Source organism: Acinetobacter seohaensis (assembly GCF_056431365.1).
Window position 1 is genome coordinate 1 of sequence record NZ_JBWKMK010000023.1, and the last position, 7449, is coordinate 7449.

A 7449-nucleotide genomic window follows, 5' to 3' on the forward strand; every position below is an offset into this window, starting at 1 on the left:
GTTCAAATGGCGATTCAGCGTTTAATTGGTTTTGGGAAAAAAGAAGAGTTTAAGGAAATTTTGGCAATTTTAAGAAAGCAGAATCCTGATAGGATAAGGGTTCTGTGAAATTTGTCGTGTACAGAGTAATATTTGTATGGAAACAGAAGAGAAACTAATTAAACATCCAAAATCTATATTCTTCTTTAATGTTGTCACTATCCAAAAGTTTATCTGACTAGTTTTTTAATTCAGAAATAAATTATTATCTTTAGGACTTACGCAAAGACGACCGAAGGCGAGCGTAACTGCTCACGCAAATAATCACTGAGTAAACCCTTTTTAACCTGATATAAAGATTGTTTTAACCGTTTAGCCTGTCTGGCTAACTGCAGCCAAACCAGCATACAACAACAAATATGATTCCGCTGAATACGAGCCTTACGACACTGATTAGCTTCAATACCAGTGAGTTGTTTAAGTTCTCGGTGAAACTGCTCAATCTTCCAGCGGATGGCACACACCAATCGTGTGCCATCTGATGAATCCTGAGTGGTGTCATTGGTGACAATCCAGTCCGTGCGGTTTTCATTAACCACTACTCGGAACAGTTGCACTTTGTAATCTTTAGGAAAGGCATGTATTTTAATCAGTTTGCCATTTTGTTGCTCTTGGTCAGTCCAAGTTAATTCGTTGACTGCTTTGTAAGGGTTTACTCCTTTTGAATCGTCAACTTTACGGTTAGATTTTAATGGGCAGTAATAATCTTTTGGCTCTAGACTAGCAGAATAGATATGTTAGTCTAGAATCATGATAGAAAACAGTAAATTAAGTCACTATAAGATTAAAAAAATTATTCAGTGCTTTTGCATTGATATTCCTGCTTCTAAAATAGCCTTATTGCTTAACTTGAACCGTAATACCATCAACTATTGGTACATGCTTTTTAGAGAAGCAATCTACGATCATCAAACAGATTTAAGAGCAAAGTTTGTAGGTTCTATTGAAGTTGATGAGAGCTATTTTGGAGCAAAAAGACAACGTGGTTTTCATGGGAAATTGAAGCGAGGTCGAGGTACTTTAAAACAACCTGTATTTGGAATATTTGAAAGGAATGGTCGAGTTTATATAGAAATAGTCCCTGATTGTAAAAAGACTACATTACAACAAGTTATCTTAGGTAAAGTTGCACTTGAAACTGTAATTTATAGTGATGGTTGGCGTGGATACAATGGTTTGGTAGATGTTGGTTACTCAAAGCATTTTAGAGTAAATCATGGAGCGAATGAATTTGCCAGAGGACAATGTCATATAAATGGAATAGAATCATTCTGGAGCTTTTGTAAAAGAAGGCTAGCAAAGTTCAACGGTATATCAAAAGAGTATTTTGATTATNAGTGATGTGCTGAAAAGGCTGCCGACACATAAAGCGACCCAAATAGAAGAATTACTGCCACATCGCTGGAAATCCAACTCAAATTAAAAAATAGGCATGGGATTCAGCGGACGCTTACAATAGAACAATATCACCGAGTGATTAAACAGGTTTGTCATATTGAAAAGTTTCAAGTAAGACGATCTAAACTGATTTTGAATCATATTTTTTCAGCCTTGATGGCCTACGTCGAGATACAAAAGAACCAGTTTGAGGGAATCTTTGAAAATGTATATCGTTGGCAGAAGAAATTATTTAGACCAATCATCAAAGACTTCATTGATGACTTTATTCTCGATAAAAATCATCTGCTACCACAGAGAATCTATAAATGATAGTGCTTAAGTCCTAGAGTATTAGAAACCAAAATCAAGGCTATCATTTGTATGGTTTAGACTCTTAGAATTTTTGTCTAATGTTGTAGATTTCTCTTTATTGAGGAGGTCTGTTTGATCTTCTATAGTTGGTGATGTTGGAGGCGAATTAGGAATAACAGTCTTGTGCTCATTTATTTGGTGCACAATATTGTGATCTATCTTGTCGTTCGCTGAGCTTTCAACTTGACGATCTATTACTAATGGGTGGTCAAATTCGATTCTTATATTTGTTGCACGTGCAATTTCTTGCACCTGTCTTTTAAAGTCATCTGTACCAGAGACCAATACAACACCAAACTTATCTCTAGCTAATAATAAGGCATCGTGAATATGGTCACGTTGTTGGCTCAGTACAGTAATATTTTCAGATTTTTTACTTTCAAAAAAAGCGACTTTCTCTTGATCGATATAAAATGTTTCTCCAAATCTGTATTCGATACGATATTTTTTAAGAGGGTAGGCTGACTGTAAAATTTGATCAGAATCATTCAATGTTTCTTTTGGGCTCGTGAAGATATTATTCCGCTCTAATTCCTGTTGTTTTTGTAGCTTAGCTTTTCTGCTGTATTCGTAAAACTCAAACATCTGTAAGTAATCTAGTTCAGATAAAGATTCTGTCTGTTGATAGGATTTGTTCACTTTATTTTTAGGTATAAGTGTTAGGTCTTTCAAATGTTGCGAAGCATCGTTGGTTATAACAAGGGTATGGCATTTTTCGTTGATCATAGGCTGATGTTGTAAAGAAAAATATAATTGCCAGGTTTGCTCGATGTCATTTGAGTTGAAATATTTTTTATTTAATTTTGAGGCTTGTGTATAGATTAGGTTATGCAATCTCTGTATCAAGATACTCTGATCGTCTTGATTAAGCTGAGGCAATTGATGCTTTTGAATACATGTTGCTAAAATAGATGTGAGCTGGCTCAGTTTGATGCCACAACAGTTCAGAAGTAAACCAGTTTTGATCAGTGCTGTGCTTTTGCATTCGCCTGTTGTTTTAAAATGTTGATAGAGTTGCTTGAAGGCAATTTGGAGTTGCTCTAATGATAATTCTGAGAGAGCAGGCAGAGTTCTACTTTTGTTTGTATCTTGAATTTCATTGGATTTATGTTTGGACAGCATCTTAAATAAGTTTTTAAAATCTGATGATCCTCGAACTGATACTTCATGCTCGGGATGTAAATTCTTTAAACATTGCTGTAATCGGGTGATTGAATAATTACTAAAGACCAGAATCCCATATCTATTCTGAATGCCAATGGGCTCTTTAGGATCATTCGAATCAAACAAAATTTTGGCAGTCTTGATTTCTGGGTTTTCTTGATAAATAAAATTTTTAGACTGACGTTGATCGAATAGAAATTGTTGTTGTATCAATAGAGGATTTGTGGGTGAGACAAATCTTAAAAAATCAGCATAAGAGGTAATTTGGGTTGAATCAAAGTTTCTAGACAAAAAATTTTGATCAAATAGCTTTTCAGAGGTCTGTTGGCTTAAATTTTGATTTTGGGAAAGAAATACTTTTCTAATTTCAGCTCTGGTGGTCAGTTGATCTGTATGATGTTGATAATGCAATAGAGTATAAATCGTATCAGAAGCCTGTTCTGGAAATTTTTTCTGAAGTTGTTTTAAAAAAGAAGATTTATTGTTTTTATAAATTTCATTCTCGAAATTGATATCCCGGTACTTTGATCGACGATTCTGACTATAAACATCTTTAGTTGATTTCATCTTGAGATAAGCGTCATGAAGCTCCTTAACCAAAAAGTCTTCATTCTGGAATAAATGATAAGCAGAGATCTTTGAGGATTCATGTGGAGTGTGCTGAGCTGTCGTATTCAATTTGGGCTGATAGATTTTGATCTGATCAGCGTGATGAGGTGTAAACTCCCCCCAACGCTTTTCCAAGCTCTTTAAAGTGACTTGTTTATTGCAAAATAAAGAAGCCTTAAACGTCAGAGACTGTTGATCATCAGTTTTTATTTTAAAAATACTACCATTACGTTTTCGCTCATACAAAATTCCTGAAGATGCTAATTGTTGATGCCAGTCTTGCCAACTATTCGCCTTTTTTAGAATGGGCTGAATGGTTTTTTCAAGGTCATCTTGATAGTTGCCTGCAGTCGCAATGTCATTGCGCAACTGACTCTTTTGTTGATGTCGATGTTCTTGATCACGAATCTTTGCACTGATTTTAAATGCATCAGGATTTGATATGTGGTTGATGTTTTTTTCACATTGGCCAGTTTCATGATTATAGATAAACAGAGGATTTGGCTCAGGTTCCCAGCCTTGTTTTGCTTCAATTTCTGCAACAGCTCGATGTACTGCATTTAAGATCCAACCATCACCTAGATCTACCGCTTGATGTTCATTATGATTGTTTTTTTTATAAGGATGGATTCGGTTAATGATCAAATGGAAGTGTACATTGTCTGTATCAATGTGCAATGCATACTGCATTTGTAAGTCATCTGCTTTGAGATGTTTACTTAAAATATCGATTTGTTCCTCTAATTGTTTGGTCGTTGGGACTTCAAATTTTTTAAAACTTCCGACGATATGAACAATTGGGTCATCCACCCTTGTGTTCAAACTGGCAGTTTGTGACATTTCAATTTTTTGATACTCAATATTGTCATCCAGAAAGTTACGTGAGTTCGAGTAAACACATTTTTCAGAAATGAGCTCATGACTAAAGCTAGCATGCAACTGAGTAATATAGTCACTGAGGTAGTCGATACGAGTTTGATTTGGATTATGTATGTAGTCTGATAAACCGTTGATACGATCTTCAACAGAAGTGCCTAATGCATTTGGAATGATCTTAGTAATCATCTCTTAAGCACCTCGTCATTGAGTCGACGAACTACCATTTTTAATTCATAAGTGAGTGCCGTAATGTCGGGTAACTCTTCTGGAGTCAACATCTTACCTTTGAGTTCAATCAGTATTTTTGGAAGGACAACCCCAAGAATTCTGATCGTATGAATATCACGTTGATCAATCAATTGAGCGTAGTCATCACTTAAAATTTTTTTACGTATGTAGTCAGATTGATTCATCTGTAATGCCTTACAGGCATCTTTGATGAGCTGATGTTCATCTGCAGTTAAACGAACAATGATCTGCTTATTTCTTGATGCTTTAACTTTCATTTTTTTCTACTTTATACAAATTGAGACCGAGCGAAGCGAGCTCGAGATTTGTGAATCTGGACGATGTGATATACATCGTCCCATCCTGTACTTTTTTAGTGGTGGTCATGGTCAGTGAGTGAATTAACGACGTTAATGAAAATAATGAATGATTTATATTTTTTTTTGAGTGCAAAATGTTACATTTTTCAGTAATTCAAAAATTAGAAATGGGTCAAGTTTTACCATTTCTGTAATAGAATATATTCAGAAAAATTGGCTTATATATTTATTCTTAGGAAAAAACATGATACAAGACCAGAATGTTTCAGAACTTGATATTCAGAATCTAGCTAATAAAAATTTAACATCCTCAACAGAAAATACTTCTGAAACTGTATCGACAAAAGAAGAAAAGCATTCAAAAATTGTTGAGAAAAATCAAAAAATTTATAGTGTCAATGATTCTAAAAAATTTGAAGATATTCTTTTTCGTCATATAGAAAAAATGAATGAAAAGACGATCACACGTAATCAGTTACTTACTCAACACAAGAAAACCTTACTTGAACTCTTCAGTCTCGGTGCAACTGTAGAAGAAGTAGTGACTTTTCTAGAAGAAAATAATTTCACTGGAATTACTGCAGAAAATTTAAATGAATTTTTGAAGAAGAAAAAATAAATTATTGAATGAATACGCTGCCTGATTTAAGCCAACTGACCCATGAACAACTGCTGGAATTTACCAGACAGTTGGCGCTGCAGCATCAGTCTCTAGCACAATCAAACCAGCAATTAGATACCAAAGTTCAGCATCTTTCTATTCTCAATCAAAAATACGAGCATGAACTCGCACTATTTAAACAGCACAAATTCGGCAGTAAAAACGAACATCTCACCGCAAAACAAATCCATCTCTGGGATGAATCGGTTGAAGAAGATATTGCTGCTGTTGATCTAGAACTGGAACGGCTAAATGCAGATAAAACCGATGCAGCGACACACAAAGCCAAAGCAAATAAACCTAAACGTCGACTGCTGCCCGATCATCTACACACCATTCGTATTGAGCATGAACCTGCATCAACCCAATGTGCTTGTGGATGCCAACTCCGGCATATCGGCGAAGATATCAGTGAAAAACTGCATTTCAGACCGGCACAGTTCTATAAGGAACAGCATTGTCCGTGGCAAATGGGTCTGTGATCAGTGTGACACTCTGACTCAGCAAGCGATGCCCGCCTATGTGATTGATAAAGGCATTGCTTCACCTGAACTGCTCAGCCATGTGCTGGTATCGAAGTATGCCGATCATTTACCGCTGTACCGTCAGCGCCTGATCTATCAGCGGGCGGGAATCGAGCTTTCTAGATCAACGTTATCTCTTGCGAAGCAATGCTTCTCAGATAGGTCGCTGCGGTGTGGAACTGGAACCTCTGGCCAATGCCTTAAAACAGGTAGTGCTGCAACAGCGGGTGCTGCATGCAGATGAAACACCGGTCACCATCATGCGGATGGGTGAGAATGATAAAAAACCGAAGAAAGGTTATGTCTGGGCCTATGCAACAACCCAATATAATCCAATTCAAGCCGTGATTTATGACTTTCAGGATAGTCGTTCAGGCCAGCATGCTGAAGTGTTCTTGAATGGCTGGCAGGGCCATCTGGTCTGTGATGATTACAGTGGTTATAAAGCACGCTTTAAATCAGGCGATGTCATTGAGGTGGGCTGCATGGCCCATGCACGTCGTAAATTTCATGAACTGCATGTGACCGGGAAAAGTCAGGTCGCTGAACAGGCATTAGTGCTGATTCAGAAACTGTATGCGATAGAAGCAGAGCTCAGGAAAAAGACCGATGGTACAGCAGAACAGCGCCGCGAATACCGACAACAGCACAGCCAACCGGTGATGCAACAACTGTATGAATGGCTCAACCAACATTATCTGACAGTGCCATCGAGTTCTCCCACCGCCAAGGCCATCAATTACACTCTGAAGCGTTGGCCAGCTTTAAGCCGCTATCTGGATGATGGCAATCTACCTATTTGCAATAATTGGATTGAAAATCAGATGCGTCCCTGGGCGTTGGGGCGCAAGAACTGGCTGTTTGCAGGTTCGCTGCGCAGTGGTCAGCGAGCGGCAAACATCATGACGTTAATCCAGTCAGCAAAGCTGAATGGCTTGGATCCGTATGCCTATTTAAGTGATGTGCTGAAAAGGCTGCCGACACACAAAGTGACCCAAATTGAAGAGTTACTGCCACACCGCTGGAAACCTAAATCGAATTAAAAAATAGGCATGGGGTTCAGCGGACGCTTACAATTAATCTAATAGAAATCATCTTCTATCGGCTTTTGCTAAATTGGAAAACATTAGCGAACAGCTGCAGAGGGTTTTAGCTAGTCATAATTCATAAAAAATATCGATTGTGTACTGTACTGTAATGTACTAAAATACGATACAGTACAGTACACAATAGGAAGTAAACCCATGGCAATCACTAAATCAGATGTGGCAAA

Annotated in this window: 3 protein-coding genes and 4 pseudogenes; 4 read left to right on the top strand and 3 right to left on the bottom strand. The window is 37.3% G+C overall.

What is annotated here, in order from left to right:
• Nucleotides 1–257 precede the first annotated feature (257 nt).
• Nucleotides 258–749 (bottom strand): annotated as a pseudogene (locus tag AC07E5_RS04010) (transposase); the annotation flags it as partial.
• A gap of 40 nt (nt 750–789) precedes the next feature.
• On the opposite strand from AC07E5_RS04010, the pseudogene AC07E5_RS04015 reads away from it, so the two are divergent.
• Nucleotides 790–1374 (top strand): annotated as a pseudogene (locus tag AC07E5_RS04015) (IS1595 family transposase); the annotation flags it as partial.
• A 120-nt stretch (nt 1375–1494) separates the two neighbouring features.
• Nucleotides 1495–1749: pseudogene (locus AC07E5_RS04020) on the top strand (IS701 family transposase); the annotation flags it as partial.
• Nucleotides 1750–1770: 21 nt separating this feature from the next.
• Here the strand turns inward: AC07E5_RS04020 and AC07E5_RS04025 are convergent.
• Both AC07E5_RS04025 and AC07E5_RS04030 read right to left on the bottom strand, forming a co-directional pair.
• A complete protein-coding gene (locus AC07E5_RS04025) occupies nt 1771–4629 on the bottom strand; it encodes a relaxase/mobilization nuclease domain-containing protein (RefSeq protein ID WP_498624658.1) in 2859 nt (952 codons plus the stop codon).
• Nucleotides 4626–4949, bottom strand: coding sequence for a plasmid mobilization protein (locus AC07E5_RS04030; RefSeq protein WP_498624659.1), 324 nt, complete (start codon nt 4947–4949; stop codon nt 4626–4628). Before AC07E5_RS04030 ends, AC07E5_RS04025 begins: the two co-directional genes overlap by 4 nt.
• Before the next feature lie 286 nt (nt 4950–5235).
• Between AC07E5_RS04030 and AC07E5_RS04035 the strand changes: the two genes are divergently transcribed.
• Together AC07E5_RS04035 and tnpC are read left to right on the top strand one after the other, a co-directional pair.
• The gene (locus AC07E5_RS04035) at nt 5236–5610 is read left to right on the top strand and encodes a hypothetical protein (protein WP_498624661.1); all 375 of its coding nucleotides are present in this window, start codon (nt 5236–5238) and stop codon (nt 5608–5610) included.
• Nucleotides 5611–5618: 8 nt separating this feature from the next.
• A pseudogene (gene tnpC / locus AC07E5_RS04040) lies at nt 5619–7219 on the top strand (IS66 family transposase).
• Nucleotides 7220–7449: the final 230 nt, after the last annotated feature.

What these genes read in the sequence shown, in the direction of transcription:
- AC07E5_RS04025 (WP_498624658.1), bottom strand. Translation starts at nt 4,629, where the DNA reads ATGATTACTAAGATCATTCCAAATGCATTAGGCACTTCTGTTGAAGAT.
- AC07E5_RS04030 (WP_498624659.1), bottom strand. Translation starts at nt 4,949, where the DNA reads ATGAAAGTTAAAGCATCAAGAAATAAGCAGATCATTGTTCGTTTAACT.
- AC07E5_RS04035 (WP_498624661.1), top strand. Translation starts at nt 5,236, where the DNA reads ATGATACAAGACCAGAATGTTTCAGAACTTGATATTCAGAATCTAGCT.